This window comes from Paenimyroides tangerinum, from assembly GCF_003865405.1.
Classification (GTDB): domain Bacteria; phylum Bacteroidota; class Bacteroidia; order Flavobacteriales; family Flavobacteriaceae; genus Flavobacterium; species Flavobacterium tangerinum.
In genome coordinates, this window is the sequence record NZ_RQVQ01000048.1 from 1 (window position 1) to 20,148 (window position 20,148).

Genomic DNA, 20,148 nt, shown 5'->3' on the forward strand with positions numbered 1-20,148 from the left:
GCTTTGCTATGCTCACTTTCATCCGCTGCGAGTGGTTCACTTTATCCGTTCTATCCACTTTAGAAGTAAAATTTATTTTATGTAGTTTTTCTTCTAGATAAATATAATCTTTCACCACTTTGATTGCAAAAAAACCTAACACAATACTGACAACACTAGATATCATATTCATAATAGTAAGATTTTGTAAGCTTTCTAAAGTTGAAACATTTAAAGAATATCGAAAAATAAAATTTGATATCACACCAGAAACAATCCAAAAGCCCCACCAAATATTGATTACATTTTTTTTATTATCAAAACGTACATTATTTTCCGTTAAAATAAATCTTGTTCTTTCATAAAGCTCTTTCATAATTTCTACTGGTCGAAACAGATTCAAAAAAGGAACAAACCAAGAACCAGCAGCCCAACCTTCATCGAATTTTAAATCTTTTAAAAGTATATGCAAATTGAAATAAGCTCTTCTAAACCATTGTATGAAAAATATAATTGAACATAAAAAAACGATAAAATAAACAATAGTAATTACATTATTTAAATTATCAGCAAATTCAAAATCTGTGTCTTTAATATCATAATCATTGAAAAAATCTTCAATTACACTAAATTGAAAATAACTTGAAATAATACTTAATACTTCTGAAACAATGGTTAACCACAAAAACAAAACAATTAATTTTGCTCTATTACTATTTTCTCTTAAAAAATTCATTTTTTTTAATAAAAATACTAAAATTTAATTATTAAAAAAAAGAAATGTCAATTTCCTTGTAAACGAATCCAAAGATTTTTTAAAAGGTCAACACCATCACGTTTTTCTTTAGTTACTTCTTTCGCATTCCATTTTTCATTTTCTTGGTACAAATCATAAGAAAAAGCATATTTTACAGAATCTTTTTCATTACTTAACATCCCAAATCGAAGGTCATTAAATTGTAATTGATTGTTGGTATTTGTAATGATAAATTGATTTTCAGAAATTCGTTTTAATTGTTTAATTATAGGTTCATTTTCTAAAGAATCGATTAATTGATGATTTTTTAGATGTTTTTCAAAATTTATTTTTTTAGTGTCAAAAAAGGAATAATCAGATAATAAAAAAGCATCATCTGTTTCGATAATAATATTCCATAAAATGGTATTCATAGCAGTTGGTTTCACTACTAAATTTGAATAAATAATCTGATTATTATCTAAACTTTTTTGAACTTTATTTTCAACAATAAATTGAAGAAATACAGTTAAAACCAAGTAAAAGGAACTCAAACCTAATCCTAAATAATTCCAAAAAAAACGTTTGGGATTATCTTTACTTTTTCGCATTGAAATCAACAAACAAATCAAAAAAGGAATGGTGTATAATGGATCAATTACAAAAATGGATTTGATGGCTAATTTATCATAAAAAGGCCAAAATAATTGAGTTCCCCAAGTTGTAAAAACGTCTAAAATAGAATGCGTGACTAAAATTAAGAAAACAGCAATGTAACTTTCTCTATAATTAACTTGATTTTTATTTTCACATTTTTGAACAATAAATGCTAATATAAAGCTGAGTAAAAAATAAAATAAAATCGAATGCGAAAAGCCACGATGTACTTCAATTTGCGTAATTGGATCATAAAAAAACTTAGCAATCCAAACATCTAGATCTGGAATTGTACCAATCAAAGCTCCATAAACAATGGAACGATTGCCTATTTTTTTCCCTAAAACAGCATTTGAAACTGCAGCTCCTAAAACAATTTGAGATAATGAATCCATTGTTGACTAAAAATAATTCAATTAACTACAAAGATAGATTTATTGAATGAATCAACGAATTGTATTTAGTTGACTTTATAAATTCCTTTTTTAATGGCAAATAAAACCAGACCAATACGATTTTTGATATTTAATTTTGAAAAAACAGAATCACGATAATTATCAACTGTTTTAGGACTAAGAAACATTTTATCAGCAATTTCGCGATAGGTCATATCTGTACAAGCAAGTTGAATAAATTCAATTTCTCGTTCTTTTAATTCATCTAAATCATCAGTTTTTTTTTCTAAATTGCCTATAAGAGCTTGTGTTACATTTTGTGTATGAAAGATTCCTGTTTGTAAAATCGAATTTAATGCGAAAAGCAATAAATCTTTTTGAATATCTTTGTTTAAATAACCTTTCGCTCCTGATTTCAGCATTTGAATAATTGTTTTTTCTTCTTCTTCGACTGATAACGCTAAAACCGAAATAACCGGAAAATCTTGTGAAAGAATTTTTGTTGTTTCAATACCGTTAAGAATCGGCATGTTCACATCCATCAAGATAATTTCAGGATCAATAGATTTATTATTTAATGCAGTAATTAATTCTTGTCCATTTTTGAAAATTCCTTCTGTTTGAAAGTTTTCAAATCCATCAATCAATTTTCCAATCGCTTGAGACAAAAGTGTGTGATCATCAACAACGGCAATTTTATGTTTCATGGTATTTTTTTTGAATGGTTAATGTTGTACCTTTTTTGATAATAGAATTAATATCTAATTCAGCTCCGATTAATTCAGCTCTTGTTTTCATATTTTTAAGTCCAATTCCTTTGGATTCATCAGTGATTTCAAAACCAATTCCATTGTCCGAAACAAGAATTTTTAATATTTTATTTTCATAAATACATCTAATTTTGAGATCGGTAGCTCTTGAATGTCGAATTGTGTTGGAAAAAAATTCTTGAATAATTCGGAAGAAAATAATTTCATCTTTTTGAGGAATTTGAAATGGATTTCCAGAAATTTCAAAATGAGAATGAATAAAATTCATCCGATCAAAACGATCGATTTCGTTATTAATCGCTTCTAAAATATTCATATTCTTTAAACTTTCTGGATTAATTGATTTAGAAAGTGCCTTTAATTCACGAAGTGCATTTCCTAAAATCTCAACAGATTCTTTAATTTTATCAGGATCGTTATCTGAATTTTGTAAATGAATTTTGGCTAAAGTCAACAATTGTCCAATGTTATCATGCAATTCCCAACTGATATTACGTAAGGTTGCTTCACGAATTTCAATTTCAGACTCGGCTAATTCGGCTGCGAATTTTTTCTTTTCAATTATTTTTTCTTGGATTAATTTATTCTTACGGTTATGAAAAACAATAAAAAGCAGTACCATCGCAAATGGCACTAAAAACATACTAAAGAGTATTAATATTATTTTATCGTTTTCCTGAAACATAAAATCCAATTATATATCCACCATAAAGTAAAAAATTCAAAAAAATAATTGAAATTATATATAAGTCTTCAATTTTATGGCCCATTCCAACAATTAAGGATAAAGGAACAAAACCTAAATAAAACATTAGCAATCCAGATACAATCCAAAATTCAGGTAATTTGTAATATCCAATCACTTCGTCCTTTCGTAATAATTTCATAAAAAATACAACTGATAATATCAATACTGTTGCTGCTTCGAAGTTGATTGCTGTTTTTAATAAAGGCTTAATAATTCCTTTGGTTTGAATATCATAAAAAACAACGAAACAAAAAAGAATCAAGATAATCCATTTCCAAAACTTTAATTTTATTAACCGATCAAACCAATATAAATAAACTAAAAATGAAACAATAATATATAGATTGTATAAAATTCTGATTTTGAAATTCAAAGCAAAATATGTTGCAATAATTTCATTTAGAAAAGTATAAATCAAGAACGGTAGAAAAATCCATAAAGAAGATTGCTTATATTTTCTCCAATATATTAGAGCAAAAATACAAGCAATCAATTGCAATGATAAATATATATAATTTGGAATTTTCATTAAATTCAACTATTATCTAGTTTGAGATACCAACATTTGAATCTACACTGTCAGGTACCCCAGCACCACCTAAATTTAAACGTTCTGCACTTAGAATATTTCTATCAATATCATCATTAGGTCCTTTGATTGTCGGGACAAAAAACACCGTTTGTCGAGGTTCAGGATTCCCGGAAATTGAATTATTTTGCACTTTTGCTCCCATATAAACACGTAAACCTAAATTTCCATTATATCCATTTTCTGCAGCGTGTCTTTCAACATAAGCGATATATTGTTTAACTTCATCTAAATCAAACCAAACATATCTTCCTGCACCTTCAAATCCTGGATAGTTATTTAACTTGACATCATTTAAGATATTATAAAACTCAAGTTTATATGCTTCTTCCATAGCTGTTGCTTCTTGTACAGAGATTAAACCTTCTGGATTTGGTAAATTCGGAATATTGGGATTTGGATTTGAATCGTCATTTTTACAAGAAGTAAATAGAAAAATCCCAAAACATAAAATAGTTAAAAAATTTAATTTCATAAGTCTAAATTTTAATTTTATATAATAAATTCAAAAAGTAAATTCAACTTTTTAAGAATATTGTTAAATTAAACAAAATAATCAATATATCAAAAAGGTATTATTACATACAACAAGTACCTAGTTTACTTAAAGAATTAATCTCAGCATTTGTTAAAACTCGATTAAAAATGGCCACATCGTCTAATAATCCAGTATAATTTTGCCCTAAGAACAAATCACCAACATTAATAACACCTTGATAAAATGTAGGTCCAGCTGTATCAAGAACATGTAAACCATCTACAAACATTTGAATTCCACCAGGTGTTCCGTCTGAAGTTATAACAACATGATGCCACACATTTAATGTCGAATCATTAGCACAATCTGTATCACCATAAAATGTAGGATAATCTCCGCCCCAAATTACATAACCATTTATTGGATAAACAAGATTTCTACAATCAAATAGACCTATAGACCATTCACTAGTATCAGGAATTTGAATACCACTATTTCTAACTATTAATTTTTCATGCACTCCACTAGTTCTGTGTCCATTTGCTTTGAACCAAAGTGAAATTGAAAACGGATTAGTATCAAAATCATTGATAAAAGTGGGATTAACAAAAGTTAAATAATCATTATTTGCAGCAACAAATGAATAAGCACAAGTTGCATTTCCGTTTCTATCAGTTCCTGGCGAAGCTGTTGTTGGATTCGTTAAATGATAATTGTTTCCAGAAGCGTCATTAAGCGAACCATTTGAAAATGGATAGAAAGCAATTAAACTATTTTGAAGATTTACAGGAATACAATCTATCGCATTTGGTGTAACCGGTGTAATTGGTGTATTTGAATTATCATCATTTTGACAATTGAATAATAATGTTGAAATCATCATGACAAGCATTATCTTAAATATTGAATTTTTCATAAGTGTTGATTTTAAAGTTTTATTAAAACAAATTTCGTCGTTCTATCATTGAATTACATGAGGTATTTGCTCTTAAATCAAAGGGTGATTTACCCCTTTTTATCATAACTGATAATTAATTCAAACGATAAAACTTTACATACAACAAGAACCTAAACTTTTCAAAGAAATAATCTCGGAAGCAGTTAAAACGCGATTAAAAATTGCTACATCATCCAAGTAACCATCAAAATATTTACCTAGAAAAAGATTACCTATATCACTAGAAGTTGGTCCACATGGTCCAATGGTGAAACTAGATGAAGACTCTCCATCTAAAAAAATTTGAAAATTCAAACCTGCACTTATTATCACTAAATGTCTCCATTGAGATGTCGTTACTGAAACTGAATTCGGTGGATCTGAATCCCAGTTTATAGAAAATTGATTATTCCCAAAGTTTGGTTTTCTTAAATCATATAATGCGATAGACCATTGACCGTTTGTGTTAGGACAATGGAATCCATCATCTCTACCAATCAATAATTCAAAATCACTGTTAGCTTGAGTATTTTCATTTTTATACCACAATGAAATTGAAAAATCTTGTAATGCAAAACCATTTAAAAAAACAGGATTAACATATTCTAAATAATCACCGTTAGCTTTCTTAAAATGAAAAGCACAAGTTGCATTTCCGTTTCTATCAGTTCCTGGCGAAGCAGTTGTAGAATTCGTTAAATGATAATTGTTTCCAGAAGCGTCATTAAGCGAACCATTTGAAAATGGATAGAAAGCTATTAAACTATTTTGAAGATTTACAGGAATACAATCTATCGCATTAGGTGTAACCGGTGTAACTGGTGTAACTGGTGTATTTGAATTATCATCATTTTGACAATTGAATAATAATGTTGAAATCATCATAACAAACATTATCTTGAATATTGAATTTTTCATAAGTGTAGATTTTAAAGATTTATTATTACAAATTTCGTAGTTCTATCATTCAATTACATGAGGTTTTTGCTCTTAAATCAAAGGGTGATTTACCCCTTTTTATCATAACTGATAATTAATTCAAACGATAAAACATTACAAACAACAAGAACCTAGATTACTTAAAGAATTAATCTCTGCTTGAGTTAAAACACGATTAAAAATGGCCACATCATCCAATAATCCTGTCAACTGTTTTCCTAAAAACAAATCTCCTATATTATTTGTTCCTTGATTCACATCACAACCAGTTCCCGAGGTTGAAGTAGTTAAATTTCCATTAATAAACATTTGAGTTCCACCTGGAGTTCCGTCTGAAGTTACAACAACATGATGCCAAACATTTAAAGTTGGGTTATTAGAACAATCTGTATCACCATAAAAAGATGGATAATCACCGCCCCATAAACTATAATCATTAATTCCTAAAACTAAATTTCTACAATCATAAAGACCAATCGACCATTGACCAAATGTATCAGGACAATTCGGTCCAATATCTCGACCAATTAATAACTCATATACACTTCCAGTTCGGTATCCAATTGTTTTAAACCAAAGTGAAACTGAAAACGGATTGGTGTCAAAATCATTGATGAAAGTAGGGTTAACAAAAGTTAAATAGTCATCGTTTAATGCATCAAACGAATAAGCGCAGGTAGCATTTCCGTTTCTGTCAGTTCCTGGCGAAGCTGTTGTTGGATTCGTTAAATGATAATTGTTTCCAGAAGCATCATTAAGCGAACCATTTGAAAATGGATAGAAAGCAATTAAACTATTTTGAAGATTTACCGGAATGCAATCTATCGCATTTGGTGTAACCGGTGTAACTGGCGTATTTGAATTATCGTCATTTTGACAACTGATTAATAATGTTGCAAAAGCAAATACGCATACAATTTTTGAACTAAAATTTTTCATCTTACAATTTTTTAAAAATTAATAATTCAAAGTTCAAAAATGTATAAAATCTATTATGAGGAAATACAACTTTTATATTAGGGTGTTTATACCCTTTTTAAAAATTTATAGGAAATAACTTTTAGCTGTATCAACTGAATAAATCATTTTGGTATATTTTGGTTAAAACCATTTTTTATATTTAAAGTACAATGCCATCAAAATTGCCAAAATAAACATTCCAGAAAGCACAATATAATAGCCGTTTTCGTAATTCAGTTCTGGCATATTCTTAAAATTCATACCATAAATTCCAACAATAAAAGTCAAAGGCATAAAAATTACCGAAACAACAGTTAGTACTTTCATAATTTCATTCATTCGGTGACTTTGCATCGAAAAAAAGAAACTTGAAGCATTATTTAATTGATTTAAATCATAATCAATTTGGTCAATAATTTCTAAAGACTTGTGATGTAATCGACTGAAATAAATTTGGTTGGATTCTTCTAAAAAAGAAAATTCTTCACTTAAAGAACTATTTTTTAAACTAAATAAAACATCTCTAATTGGAATTAAAGCACGTTTTAAATCATTTAGATTATCAGAGTTTAATTGTAATTTTTCTAAAACAATTGGATTTCTAGCAGTTTTGGCTTCTATAATTACTTTTTCAACTTCATCTTCGATATTATCTAAAGTCAAAAAATAATTCTCCATTATCGCATCGAGCATCAAATACAACAGATAATCTTCTTTTTTCTTTCTAACATTTCCAGTTTTTGTACGAATTCGTTCGCGAATATGTTCGAAAAGATTATTTTTTTTCTCTTGAAACGAGAATAATTGATTTTCCTTTATCACAAAACTTATCGGAATAATTTGAATCTTATCATCAACTAACTTAGGAAACGTAGCTTTTAGATTGAAAAACATCACGCCATCTTGTTCTTCCCAACGCGTTCTTCTAGAAAAACTAAGAACTTGATTTAAGGTTGATAACGGAATAGAAAATTGTTTTGAAATTTCAGGAAATATTTCAACATCATTGAAACCATGTAAATTAAACCAAATCATTTCATCTGGTTTAACCTTATTTATCGTTTGTTCAATATGATTTACATCTTTTGTGTTTTGTTCAAAAAAAGATTCTTCATCATAGATAAACAACTCAACATCTGTAAGTTCATTTTTATAATTTCCGTTATATTCCCAAATATAAGGCTGTAATTTTTTTACCTTATTAAATTTTACACGTTTCAAATTCTATTTTTTATTTAAATATAGTTATTTTTTAAAATAACCTCTTATTTTTACGACAAATAAAAAACAAATGAAAATTTTAATCACCAACATAAAAGAATTACTTCAAGTACGCGAAACCAGTATTAATAAGGTATCAGGAAGTGATATGAAAGTTTTACCGTCAATCAAAAACGCTTTTTTATATCTTGAAGACGATTTAATTTCTGACTTTGGAAAGATGGAAGATTGTCCGAATATTTTTGTTGATAAAAAAATCGATGCAACTGGCAAAATAGTTTTACCAACTTGGATTGACAGCCACACACATTTGGTTTATGCTGGAAGTCGTGAACAAGAATTTGTTGATCGTATAAACGGTCTTTCGTATGAAGAAATTTTTAATCGTGGTGGTGGAATTTTAAATTCTGCAAAAAAACTACAAGAAACTTCAGAAGATGATTTGTACGAGCAATCAAAAATTCGACTAGAAGAAGTTATGCGTCAAGGAACGGGTGCAATTGAAATAAAATCGGGTTATGGATTAACTTTAGAAGCTGAAATGAAAATGCTTCGTGTTATCAAAAGATTAAATGAAAATTATCCGATTGAAATCAAATCAACTTTTCTAGGAGCTCATGCTTTTCCGTTGGAATATAAAGACAATCATAAAGCGTACATCGACTTGATTTGTGACGTTATGATACCTAAAATCGCGAAAGAAAAACTTGCTGATTATGTTGATGCTTTTTTAGAAACGGGATATTTTTCTGTTGAAGAGACTTCAAGAATAATGGAAGTTGGAAATCGATATGGTTTAAAAAGTAAAATTCACGTAAATCAGTTTACTGCTATAAACGGAATTGAAGCTTGCGTGAAAAATAATGCATTATCAGTTGATCATTTAGAAATTGTAACGGATGCAGATATCGAAGTTTTAAAGAATAGCATAACAATGCCAGTTGCACTTCCAACTTGTTCTTATTTTATTTCGATTCCTTACACACCAGCTCGCAAAATGTTGGAAGCTGGATTACCGCTAGCTTTAGCTTCGGATTTCAATCCTGGAACAACTCCTTCCGGAAATATGAACTTTGTTGTAGCTACAGCTTGTATCAAAATGAAAATGACTCCAGAAGAAGCAATAAACGCAGCAACAGTCAATGCTGCATATGCTATGGATTTATCAAAATCACATGGTAGTATAACAAAAGGAAAAAAAGCTAGTATAATTATCACCAAACCAATCGAATCTTTTTATCAAATTCCGTATGCTTTTGGTAGTAATTTAATAGAAACAGTAATTATAAACGGAGCCATTTTATAACAAAAAACACACTGGATCGAAACCCAGTGTGTAAAAAAAAAATAGTTATGAAAAAGATCTTATAATCGATACAATCGACTTATATTTACTCTTTGCAAATTTACAAATAAATATCTTACAATCAACATATTAATCTATAATTAATATTGATATTATCATAAATTTAATTAATAGTTGTTGACTTTACTAATGATTCCAATCATTTACTTATGAATAAATTTTCATTTTTTAACATTTCAGAAAGAAATAAATTAGTTGATCTTCGAGTTGGAGAAATCAAATTTGGAGAAAGAATTAATTTTATTGATTCTTCAGAAAATATAGATTCTTTTTTATCACAAACCGAATCAAAATATATTATTTTCGGTATATGCGAATCAATTGGTGTAAAAGCAAACTTCGGAAGAACAGGTACAGAAAATACTTGGCAAATAGCCTTAAAATCACTTTTAAATATTCAACACAATAAAACTTGTAAAGCAAACCATGTTGGAGTTTTAGGTTATTTTAATTTCGAAGAAGAAAATGAATTAGCAAAAACTTTAAATCCATCAATTAAGGAAGATCGCAAGCAATTATTTAAACTTGTTGAAAAAATTGATAAAGAAATCGCTTTTTTAGTTTCGAAAATTATTAAGTCAAATAAGATTCCAATAATAATCGGCGGCGGACACAACAACGCTTATGGGAATATTAAAGGTTTAGCATTAGCAAAAGGTCGAGCGGTAAATGTTATCAATTTTGATGCACATACAGATTTTCGCCCATTAGAGGGTCGTCATAGTGGAAATGGTTTTTCATATGCTTTTGAAGAAGATTTTTTACGTAACTATTTCATTTTTGGAATTCATGAAAATTACACATCCAAAGAAATATTTTCTAGAATAAAAGAAAATGATCAACGTGTAAAATTCAATACATATGAACAAATGGAAATTCGTTTGGAAAAAGATTTTCGTATGGAATTAAAATATGCAGCCAGACATATAAAAGATAATTCTTTTGGAATTGAACTTGATTTAGATGCCATCATTCAAATGCCTTCAAGCGCAATGACGTATTCAGGTTTTTCTACCAAAAAAGCTAGACAATTTGTGAGTTACTTTGCAAATTTAGAAAACGTTTCTTATTTACATATTTGTGAAGGTGCGCCAAACTTTGAATTAGAAGAAAACAAAGCTGTACTTGGAAAATTTATTAGTTATTTAATTACAGATTTTATCAAACCTAATTTAGAAGTTATAGAATAAATCAAAAATCCACTCAAATAACGAGTGGATTTTATTTTTATATAAATTACTAAGCTTTTTTAGTGAAGAATTTTTCTTTGATGAATGAATAAATAATTGGTAATACAGAAAGTACAATTATTATTAAAACAACTTTTGAGAAATTATCTTTTATAATTGGGATATTTCCTAAAAAGAAACCTGCTAAAGTTAATCCAACAACCCAAACAATTCCACCAATAACATTATATTTAAAAAATGTTTTATATTCCATTTTTCCAATTCCAGCAACAAATGGAGCTAAAGTTCGAACAATTGGAACAAATCGAGCAATTACAATTGTTTTTGAACCATATTTCGCATAAAATTCATGAGTTTTTTCAATATGTTCTGGTTTAATAGGCTTTTTACCGAAAATTTTCAGATTCAACATTCTATTTCCAAAATCACGTCCAATAGTGTAATTTAATGCATCTCCTAAAATAGCAGCGATTAACATCAATCCAATTACTAACCAAATATTTAAACTTTCAGAATATTGTGCAGCAAGCATTCCTGTTGCAAAAAGTAACGAATCACCAGGTAAAAATGGCATAACTACCAATCCTGTTTCAACAAAAATAATTAAGAAAACAATGGCATAAAACCAAATTCCATAATCAGCTAAAAACTCAGCTAAATGAGCATCGATGTGTAAGATAAAATCTATTAATTCTAACATTTTTATATATTAATTCAAGTTAAATTCTAAATAAACCGGAACATGATCCGATAATTTTCTGGCCTCTTTTAAATTTTTAAAATCATTATAAAATAAAATCACTCCTTTATTTATAATTTTAATTTTCGATTCTTTATAGAAAATATGATCCAAAGGATTTGCTAAACATTCACCATTTTTACATTCTTGCTTCAAACTTGTTTTTTGATTTTGAAAAAGAGGTTTAAATCCCAAATCTTTTAATGGATTGAAAACAGAATGCGATTGAGCCAAATTAAAATCTCCAACAAAAAAATTAATATTCGGATATTCTTCTGGAAAATATTTTAAATATTTTATTTCTGTTTCTGGATTACTCTTCTTAGGAACAGCATGAAAACTTGCAATACCGAAACTTTTCTTTTCGAATTCGAAAATAGCAATATATGGCTCACGTTCTATATTTTTATCAAACTTATTTTCTAAAAATGCTCTTTGTTTTAGTTTTATATTCTTTGTTTTCCATAAATAGGCATAACGTTCCGATTTTTGTCCAGTACTATTTGTTGGATCGCTAACAATATAATCCCATTTAGCACCTTTACGGTTTAATTCATCAGCTAATTGAGCAACTTTTTGAGCGCCTTCAACTCCTGTAACGACTTCTTGAATAGCAATAATATCATAATTACAAAGCAAATTTGACATATACCTGATTTGCTCATCTGTTTTTGATTTACCGAAATTTTTCAAATTCCATGTAACTAATGTAACTTGTGCAAAACAACCTTGAATAAAAAACAGAAAGAGAACACTGAAAAGAAAATGCTTCTTCATAAAAAAAAGGCTTTCGCCTTTTCTTATTAAATTACTGGACCTTGCCATTCATTCATTCCTCCAACTAAATTGAAAGTTGTATCAAAACCAAGTTGTTTCATTATCATACAAGTTTGACCACTACGATTTCCTGAACGACAATAAACATAATATTTTTTTGATTTATCTAATGATTCTAAAGCATTAATAAAATCTTGACCTTGATAAAAATCCAAATGTAAAGCATTAGGAATCATACTTTCTTCAATCTCTTCTTCTGTTCTTACATCTAATAAAACAGCGTTTGTATCATTTTGGAAATCATTCCACCATTGTTGTTGTTCTAAATCCATTATTTTGAGCGTATTATTTAGGTTTCAAATATAACTATTATTATAAATTTTAAAAAAGAAAATAACAAATAGTATAATCAATATTCTTTAGAAAAAAATTTTGATTTATTTTGTAAATAGAAAAACTACCTCTAACAAATTTTAGAGGTAGTTTTTTTATAATTAAAAAGTTAATTTTTATCTCAAATCAAAACGATCTGCATTCATAACTTTATTCCAAGCAGTAACAAAATCGTTTAGGAATTTTTCTTTTGAATCTTCACAAGCATAAACTTCAGCAATTGATCTTAATTCAGAATTTGAACCAAAAACCAAATCGTTACGAGTTCCTGTCCATTTAGCTTGACCTGATTTTCTATCAGAACCTAAATATAATTCTTTTGTTTCATCCATAGCTTTCCATTGTGTAGCCATATCTAACAAGTTCACAAAGAAATCGTTAGTTAATTGTCCCGAACGATTTGTAAGAACACCATTACTTGAACCATTGTAATTGATATTAATTGCACGTAAACCACCAATTAATACAGTCATTTCAGGAGCTGTCAAAGTCAACAATTGTGCTTTATCGATTAATAAAGATTCAGTTGAAACTTGAGGATTAGCATATTTTCTATAATTTCTAAATCCATCCGCAACTGGCTCTAACCATTTGATTGAATCGGCATCAGTTTGATCTTGGAAAGCATCTACTCTACCTTGAGTAAACGGAACTGTAATTGGAGTTCCAGCATCACTAGCGGCTTTTTCAATACCTACATTTCCACCTAAAACAATCAAATCTGCAATAGAAACCATTTTATCAGCTTTAATTACTTCTGATTGTAATTTTTCATAAGCAGAAATTACTTTAGATAACTGAACTGGATTATTTACTTCCCAGTTTTTCATAGGTTCTAGACGAATACGCGATCCATTGGCTCCACCTCTTTTATCAGAACCACGGAAAGTTGAAGCCGAAGCCCAAGCTGTTCCAACTAATTCTGAAGAAGACAATCCTAATTGTAAAATATCAGCTTTTAATGAGTTGATATCCGTTTCACTTAAAGGAGCATAAGTAGCTGTTGGAAGCGGATCTTGCCAAACGAATTCTTGTGTTGGTACATCTTTACCCAAATAACGAGAAGTTGGTCCCATATCACGATGTGTTAATTTAAACCAAGCTTTTGCGAATGCATCAGCAAATTCATCAGGATTATTTAAGAACCTTCTGCCAATTTTTTCATATTCTGGATCAAAACGCAAAGCTAGATCAGAAGTTAACATGGTTGGTTTATGTTTTTTATTTGGATCGTGTGCATCCGGAATAATTGCTCCAGTATCAACAGCAACCCATTGATGAGCTCCTCCTGGAGATTTTGATAATTCCCAATCAAATCCAAACAAATAAGTTAAGAATAAATTTGACCATTCGGTAGGTTTACTAGTCCAAGTTACTTCTAAACCAGAAGTTATCGTATCTCCACCTTTTCCTGTTCCAAAAGAATTTACCCAACCCAAACCTTGCGTTTCTAAACCTGCATCTTCCGGATCCGGCCCCACATGATCAGCAGTTGAAGCACCGTGTGTTTTACCAAAAGTATGACCTCCGGCAATCAGTGCAACCGTTTCTTCATCATTCATAGCCATACGAGCAAACGTATCTCTAATATCTCTAGCAGATGCTAAAGGATCAGGATTTCCATCTGGACCTTCAGGATTCACATAAATCAATCCCATTTGCACAGCTGCTAAAGGATTTTCTAAATCGCGATCACCAGTATAACGATCATTTGCACCACCGCTAGGCTCTAACCAAGTTTTTTCCGAACCCCAATATACATCTTGATTTGGTTCCCAAACATCAGCACGACCACCAGCGAAACCTAGTGTTTTGAATCCCATTGATTCTAGAGCAACGTTACCTGTTAATATCATTAAATCTGCCCAAGAGATTTTTTTTCCATATTTTTGTTTAATCGGCCATAACAAACGACGTGCTTTATCTAAAGATACGTTATCAGGCCAAGAGTTTAAAGGTGCAAAACGTTGTTGCCCTTCACCTGCTCCACCACGTCCATCTTGTACACGATATGTACCTGCACTATGCCAAGCCATACGAATAAATAAAGGTCCGTAATGTCCAAAATCTGCAGGCCACCAATCTTGTGAATCAGTCATTAAAACTGTTAAGTCTGCTTTTAAAGCGTCTAAATCTAATGTTTTGAATTCAGCAGCATAATCAAAATCTTCACCCATTGGATTTGTTTTGGTATCGTGCTGTTTTAATATATTTAATTGCAATTGATTAGGCCACCAATCTTTATTTTGAGTTCCACCACCTGCAACAGAATTTCCTTTCATTGATCCATTATGAAATGGACATTTACTGATATCATTCATATTGTTTTCCATAAATATAAATTTATTAAAATTTTAAACATCTAATTTTTATAAAATTACTAAAAAAAAACAAAAAAACTCTATTAAACTATGTTAATTTTCTACAATCTAATAGAGAAAACTTATGAATAATCATTATAATTAAAAAATCTAAATATAAAATTGATTAATTTTTTTATTATATTATATACAAAAAAAATATGTATTTTTAAAGTCGTTCAATAACTTAAAGTATTCATCAAATGAAGAAAATCATATTAATATTAATTACCTCTTTAGCAATAAATTCAATGGCACAAAATTTACAGCAAATCACTTATTTCGATAATAATCAAGAATTAAATGGATTAATCACGTCAAAATCTGAGAACAATAAACCAGCAGTTTTAATTCTACCTGCTTGGATGGGAATTGATAATGAAGCAAAAACGGCTGCATTAAATCTTTCTGAGAAAGGTTATTTATCAATGATAGCAGATATTTATGGAAAAGGAAATATTCCTACAAATATTGAAGAAGCGAAAAAAATAACTACACTTTATAAAGCGGATCATAAAGCATACCAACATCGAATTCAACTTGCATTGGAAACCTTAATTGAAAATGGAGCAAATCCAAATAAAATTATTGTAATTGGTTATTGTTTTGGAGGAACCGGAGCTTTAGAAGCTGCTCGTGGAAATTTAAAAGTGAACGGTGTTGTATCCATTCATGGAAGTTTAACTAATGGTCTTAATAGAAACAATAAAATAATTCCTCAAATTTTAATTGAACACGGTGCAAATGATGATTTAGTAAGCTCTGAAGATATATCAAATTTAATTACTGAAATGAATCAAACAAATGCGATTTGGCAGATGAATTATTACGGAAATAGTAAACATACATTTACAAATCCAGAATCAAAGGATTATAATGAAATCAGCAGTAAAAGGTCTTGGATTGATACTGTAAATTTTATCGAAGAATTATTAAAATAGTAGGCCTATAAGCCGGGTTCTGTAAAAGCACTTCTTTTGAAGTGCTTTTCCTTATCATTTATCTAGACTTTTAATTACTCAAAAGTTCCATCTGCCTACCCTCTAACATCAAGCGAGTAGCCCTCAAACGTTAGTTTACATGGCATTTCACCGCAAAGAGTTTACCTGATTTCACTACAGCATTACCTGTACATCCTTTCTGTTGCACTTGTCCTCACCTCACGGCGGACGGGCGTTACCCGCTAAGCTTACTCTATGGTGCCCAGACTTTCCTCTGATATTGCTACCAGCGATAAGGCGGCCTACTATTAAGCAGCAAAAGTAGGCTTTTTTTCAAGAAATCATTTCTAAATATTAGTTATTTAACATCGAAAGCTTCATTATTTATTTTAAATTTGTTGATTATTACTAAGAAAATGACTTTCAATAAAATAACCGAATCCGCATCGCATTACAATTCTTTAGAAGAAATGTCTGTAAGTGAATTGCTTATCAACATTAACAGAGAAGACCAAACCGTACCAATTGCGGTTGAAAAAGCTTTACCTCAAATTGAAAATACAGTAAAAAAAATTGTATCACAACTTAAAGATGGTGGCCGTTTGTTTTATATCGGTGCAGGAACTTCAGGAAGATTAGGTATTTTAGACGCATCGGAATGTCCACCAACCTACGGTGTTCCGTTTGATATGGTTATTGGATTGATTGCAGGAGGAGATATTGCAATTCGAAAAGCAGTTGAAAATGCTGAAGATAACACCGAACAAGCGGCTATTGATTTACAAGCTTTTGATATTAATTCGAATGATTTTGTAGTTGGAATTGCTGCTTCTGGAACAACTCCTTATGTTTTAGGTGGAATGCATTTTTGTAAAGAAAACAATATTCCAACAGCTTGCATAACTTGTAATCCTGAAAGTCCATTGGCTTTGTCTGTAGATTTTCCGATTGAAGTTGTCGTAGGTCCCGAATTTGTAACTGGAAGTTCGCGTATGAAAGCTGGCACTGCGCAAAAATTAGTTTTAAATATGATTTCTACTGCAACTTTGATTCAGTTGGGAAAAGTAAAAGGAAACAAAATGGTTCATATGAAACTTTCGAACGATAAATTGGTTCATCGTGCACAAATGATGTTGGTTGACGAATTACAAATCGATTTAATTGAAGCAAAAAAACTTTTAGAAATCTATGGGAATGTTGATAATGTTCTTAAAAATCATACAAAATAATGGCAGCACCAGAATTTGATAAAGCAACCGTTTTTAAAGGAATCCGAAAAGTTTCTATGGCAATTCCTTTAATGTTTATTGGACCAGTTGTAATTAATTCATCTTTTAAGAATCAAGGACATCCGTTTTATTATCCGATTTTAGCAATTGGAATTTTGATTTGTTTGTTTTCAATGTTCTTATTTTTTAGAGGAATTGTAACTATGGTAAAAGGATTTTTTAACGATAATATACAAAAATAATGAAGAAGATATTTTTTGCAGTAGGATTGGTAAGTTTGACATCGTGCTACAATCAAGAAAGAAATTGTGCTGATTTCAAAACAGGAACATTTGTTTTTGAACAGGAAATTGATGGCGTAAAACACAGTTCAACTTTTGTTAGAAACGATTCGATAGAAATCGAAACTTATAACGGAAAAAAAGATACCGCTTCAATCCGTTGGATAAACGACTGTGAATATGTTTTAGAGAAATTACATCCTAAAAATATGCAAGAAAAAAAGGCAGTTCATATGAAAATTTTGAGCACTTCTGGTGACGAATATAAGTTTGAATACGGAATTGTTGGTTCGAAAACCAAAGAAAAAGGAACAATTAAAAAAACTTCAAGTTAATATATGGATTTTTCAATTTTTTTACAACCTGATGCTTTAATTGCATTATTTACTTTAACTTTGTTGGAAATAGTTTTAGGAATAGATAACATTGTTTTTATCTCAATTCTTTCAGGAAAACTTCCGAAAGAACAACAAAAGAAAGCCCAACAATTAGGACTTTTCTTGGCTATGTTTACACGAGTTTTACTTTTATTTTCATTGAGTTGGGTTATGAGTTTAACTACGCCTCTATTCAATTTAGGAACATTAGTCGGTATAACTGACCCCGAATGGATAGAAAAACTAGCAATTTCTGGTAGAGATTTAATTTTATTAATTGGAGGTTTATTTTTAATTTATAAATCAACAGTTGAAATTCATCATAAAATTGAAGGAGTTGTTGAAGAAGACGGAAAAGTAAAAGTACATTCTTTTGCAGGAACCATTGCTCAAATTTTAGTTTTGGACATCGTTTTCTCTTTAGATTCTGTAATCACAGCTGTTGGAATGGCCAAACACATAGAAGTTATGATTGCTGCAGTAATAATTGCAGTTATCGTTATGATGATATCAGCAAGTTCTGTTTCTAAATTCGTAAACGAACATCCAACCGTAAAAATGTTAGCTTTATCATTCTTGTTATTAATCGGAGTTTCGTTATTAGCAGAAGGTTTTGACCAACATATTTCTAAAGGATACATCTATTTTGCGATGGGATTCTCTGTTTTAGTTGAATTCTTGAACTTAAAAATGAAAAAGAAAAACGAAAATCCGCCAAGTATTAGAAGTATTGTCGGAGATGAAAAAGAACAAAACAAAAATATATAAACAAATCAAGGTCTTGAATTTAAAGTTCAAGACCTTTTTTTATAATTCATCTAATGGACTTTTAATTTTACTAAAAATAGTATTTGTAACTTTTGCGTAAACCGTAGTTGTTTTTACACTATTATGTCCCAAAAGTTTTTGAATTATCGACATATCGGTTCCGTATTCCAACAAATGCGTTGCGTAACTGTGTCGTAATCCGTGAACACCAACCGTCTTTTTAATATTAGCTTTATCTTTAGCAATCTTAAAAATCATTTGAATTGTACGTACAGAAATAGCATTTTTAGGACGTGTTTCAAACAAATAAACAACTGGTTTATATTCTTTATAAAACGTTCGAAGTTCTTCTAAAATAGTGTGAGGCAACGGAACATATCTATCTTTTTTTCCTTTTGCATCTTGAATATGAACTAACATTCTGTCCGAATCAATATTTCCAATTTTTAAAGCAGCAATTTCACTAACCCGAAGTCCTAAACCATAACCCATTTTAAGAATTAATAAATGTTTTAGATTAGTAGTAACTTGAAAAAGGCGTTTAATTTCGTTAGTAGAAAAAACCTTAGGAAGCGAACTTACCTTTTTAGGACGAGGAATATCAAAAAAGAAAGATTCTTGCATCAATACCTTTTCGTAATAAAATTTAAGAGCATTTAATCTCGAATGAATTTGATTTTCAGACAATTTCAATTCGGTAATACAATACAAAAGATAACTCCTAAGCTGTTCAGAGTTTGAATTCAAAACCGGAAAATCCTTTAAAGCATAAAGCCATTGTGCAAATTCAACCGTATACGTTTTAATTGTACTTTCGCTATAAGCTTTTAACCGAAGTTGCTCAATAAATCGTTTTAATTGAAAATGATTTATAGGATGAATTTTATCATAAAGTGATTTTCCATCGTATTTTTTTGGTTCGATTTGAAGAAAATTCCTGTTAGCAGAAGAATCGAGTACGTACCAACATTTAAAAGTATTTGACCATCTTGCAGTAGGAAGATTTGATTTAAGAAAATCTTTGAAAAATTGATTATTAGGCATACGAATCCAAAGCACATTTTTTTCTCGATGTTCACCTTCAAAAACTTTTATATTTAGAAAAAACTCAATCATTAAATAAAATATTACTTCGCTTATATTTCTATAACAATACAAAATACGCAACAAAAAAATAATAGCTATCCTATTACATATATGCAAGTTAACAAAATATTTTTATTTTTTAATATATTTTGTATATTGCGCCTATATAAATGTTGTACGCAATTTTAGGACGTACTTTCCGAATAAAAGTTTGGTAAATTTTGAATAAGAA

The 20,148-nt window shown here is 29.6% G+C and carries 22 protein-coding genes and 1 other RNA gene; 7 read left to right on the top strand and 16 right to left on the bottom strand.

The annotated features are described in order from the left end of the window. The 10 genes from EG240_RS14525 to corA form a co-directional block, all read right to left on the bottom strand. The coding region (locus EG240_RS14525) for a DUF4328 domain-containing protein (protein ID WP_148096354.1) at positions 1 to 715 on the bottom strand (715 nt) is incomplete at its 3' end. Positions 716 to 762: 47 nt separating this feature from the next. Then, positions 763 to 1,767, bottom strand: a complete 1,005-nt coding sequence (locus EG240_RS14530; protein WP_125020080.1) for a metal-dependent hydrolase — start codon at positions 1,765 to 1,767, stop codon at positions 763 to 765. Between the two features lie 65 nt (positions 1,768 to 1,832). After that, on the bottom strand, positions 1,833 to 2,474 hold the full coding sequence (locus tag EG240_RS14535) for a response regulator (protein WP_125020081.1): 642 nt from the start codon (positions 2,472 to 2,474) through the stop codon (positions 1,833 to 1,835). Continuing rightward, entirely contained in the window at positions 2,464 to 3,222 is a 759-nt protein-coding gene (locus EG240_RS14540) for a sensor histidine kinase (protein ID WP_125020082.1), read from the bottom strand. The genes EG240_RS14535 and EG240_RS14540 overlap by 11 nt, the downstream gene beginning before the upstream one ends. Further along, the gene (locus tag EG240_RS14545) at positions 3,203 to 3,814 is read right to left on the bottom strand and encodes a hypothetical protein (protein ID WP_125020083.1); all 612 of its coding nucleotides are present in this window, start codon (positions 3,812 to 3,814) and stop codon (positions 3,203 to 3,205) included. Before EG240_RS14545 ends, EG240_RS14540 begins: the two co-directional genes overlap by 20 nt. 16 nt (positions 3,815 to 3,830) lie before the next feature. Continuing rightward, on the bottom strand, positions 3,831 to 4,349 hold the full coding sequence (locus EG240_RS14550; RefSeq protein ID WP_125020084.1) for a hypothetical protein: 519 nt from the start codon (positions 4,347 to 4,349) through the stop codon (positions 3,831 to 3,833). Between the two features lie 103 nt (positions 4,350 to 4,452). Further along, positions 4,453 to 5,268 (bottom strand): LamG domain-containing protein, encoded by an 816-nt coding sequence (locus EG240_RS14555; protein ID WP_125020085.1) that lies wholly within the window; start codon positions 5,266 to 5,268, stop codon positions 4,453 to 4,455. Between the two features lie 135 nt (positions 5,269 to 5,403). Beyond that, positions 5,404 to 6,207 (bottom strand): LamG domain-containing protein, encoded by an 804-nt coding sequence (locus tag EG240_RS14560; RefSeq protein WP_125020086.1) that lies wholly within the window; start codon positions 6,205 to 6,207, stop codon positions 5,404 to 5,406. A gap of 135 nt (positions 6,208 to 6,342) precedes the next feature. Then, the gene (locus EG240_RS14565) at positions 6,343 to 7,167 is read right to left on the bottom strand and encodes a LamG domain-containing protein (protein ID WP_125020087.1); all 825 of its coding nucleotides are present in this window, start codon (positions 7,165 to 7,167) and stop codon (positions 6,343 to 6,345) included. 162 nt (positions 7,168 to 7,329) lie between these two features. After that, positions 7,330 to 8,409: a magnesium/cobalt transporter CorA gene (gene corA, locus EG240_RS14570; protein WP_125020088.1), complete on the bottom strand. Its 1,080-nt coding sequence runs from the start codon at positions 8,407 to 8,409 to the stop codon at positions 7,330 to 7,332. A 70-nt stretch (positions 8,410 to 8,479) separates the two neighbouring features. Here corA and hutI point away from each other — a divergent pair, with 70 nt between their 5' ends. Both hutI and EG240_RS14580 read left to right on the top strand, forming a co-directional pair. Further along, entirely contained in the window at positions 8,480 to 9,715 is a 1,236-nt protein-coding gene (hutI, locus tag EG240_RS14575; protein WP_125020089.1) for an imidazolonepropionase, read from the top strand. A 209-nt stretch (positions 9,716 to 9,924) separates the two neighbouring features. Continuing rightward, complete coding sequence (locus EG240_RS14580) at positions 9,925 to 10,965, top strand: formimidoylglutamase (RefSeq protein WP_125020090.1); 1,041 nt, start codon at positions 9,925 to 9,927, stop codon at positions 10,963 to 10,965. A 49-nt stretch (positions 10,966 to 11,014) separates the two neighbouring features. Here the strand turns inward: EG240_RS14580 and EG240_RS14585 are convergent, their stop codons facing one another. From EG240_RS14585 to katG, 4 genes are all read right to left on the bottom strand, one after another. Next, the gene (locus tag EG240_RS14585; RefSeq protein WP_125020091.1) at positions 11,015 to 11,665 is read right to left on the bottom strand and encodes a DedA family protein; all 651 of its coding nucleotides are present in this window, start codon (positions 11,663 to 11,665) and stop codon (positions 11,015 to 11,017) included. 9 nt (positions 11,666 to 11,674) lie between these two features. Beyond that, on the bottom strand, positions 11,675 to 12,481 hold the full coding sequence (locus tag EG240_RS14590) for an endonuclease/exonuclease/phosphatase family protein (protein ID WP_125020092.1): 807 nt from the start codon (positions 12,479 to 12,481) through the stop codon (positions 11,675 to 11,677). Between the two features lie 26 nt (positions 12,482 to 12,507). Next, on the bottom strand, positions 12,508 to 12,813 hold the full coding sequence (locus tag EG240_RS14595; protein WP_125020093.1) for a rhodanese-like domain-containing protein: 306 nt from the start codon (positions 12,811 to 12,813) through the stop codon (positions 12,508 to 12,510). A gap of 177 nt (positions 12,814 to 12,990) precedes the next feature. After that, a complete protein-coding gene (gene katG, locus EG240_RS14600; protein WP_125020094.1) occupies positions 12,991 to 15,207 on the bottom strand; it encodes a catalase/peroxidase HPI in 2,217 nt (738 codons plus the stop codon). Between the two features lie 230 nt (positions 15,208 to 15,437). Between katG and EG240_RS14605 the strand changes: the two genes are divergently transcribed. Then, positions 15,438 to 16,175 carry a dienelactone hydrolase family protein gene (locus tag EG240_RS14605; protein WP_125020095.1) on the top strand — a complete coding sequence of 246 codons (738 nt, stop codon included), beginning with the start codon at positions 15,438 to 15,440 and terminating at the stop codon, positions 16,173 to 16,175. On the opposite strand, the gene rnpB is transcribed toward EG240_RS14605, so the two are convergent. Then, an RNA gene (gene rnpB, locus EG240_RS14610) (RNase P RNA component class A) lies at positions 16,168 to 16,484 on the bottom strand. The genes EG240_RS14605 and rnpB overlap by 8 nt on opposite strands. Positions 16,485 to 16,591: 107 nt before the next feature. On the opposite strand from rnpB, the gene murQ reads away from it, so the two are divergent. The 4 genes from murQ to EG240_RS14630 are packed head-to-tail and all read left to right on the top strand — an operon-like array spanning position 16,592 to position 18,830. After that, positions 16,592 to 17,404 carry an N-acetylmuramic acid 6-phosphate etherase gene (gene murQ / locus EG240_RS14615; RefSeq protein WP_125020096.1) on the top strand — a complete coding sequence of 271 codons (813 nt, stop codon included), beginning with the start codon at positions 16,592 to 16,594 and terminating at the stop codon, positions 17,402 to 17,404. After that, entirely contained in the window at positions 17,404 to 17,646 is a 243-nt protein-coding gene (locus EG240_RS14620) for a DUF6095 family protein (protein WP_125020097.1), read from the top strand. Before murQ ends, EG240_RS14620 begins: the two co-directional genes overlap by 1 nt. Beyond that, the gene (locus EG240_RS14625; RefSeq protein WP_125020098.1) at positions 17,646 to 18,020 is read left to right on the top strand and encodes a DNA topoisomerase IV; all 375 of its coding nucleotides are present in this window, start codon (positions 17,646 to 17,648) and stop codon (positions 18,018 to 18,020) included. Before EG240_RS14620 ends, EG240_RS14625 begins: the two co-directional genes overlap by 1 nt. Before the next feature lie 3 nt (positions 18,021 to 18,023). After that, positions 18,024 to 18,830: a TerC family protein gene (locus EG240_RS14630; protein ID WP_125020099.1), complete on the top strand. Its 807-nt coding sequence runs from the start codon at positions 18,024 to 18,026 to the stop codon at positions 18,828 to 18,830. A gap of 39 nt (positions 18,831 to 18,869) precedes the next feature. On the opposite strand, the gene EG240_RS14635 is transcribed toward EG240_RS14630, so the two are convergent. Further along, on the bottom strand, positions 18,870 to 19,946 hold the full coding sequence (locus EG240_RS14635; protein ID WP_125020100.1) for a tyrosine-type recombinase/integrase: 1,077 nt from the start codon (positions 19,944 to 19,946) through the stop codon (positions 18,870 to 18,872). Positions 19,947 to 20,148: the final 202 nt, after the last annotated feature.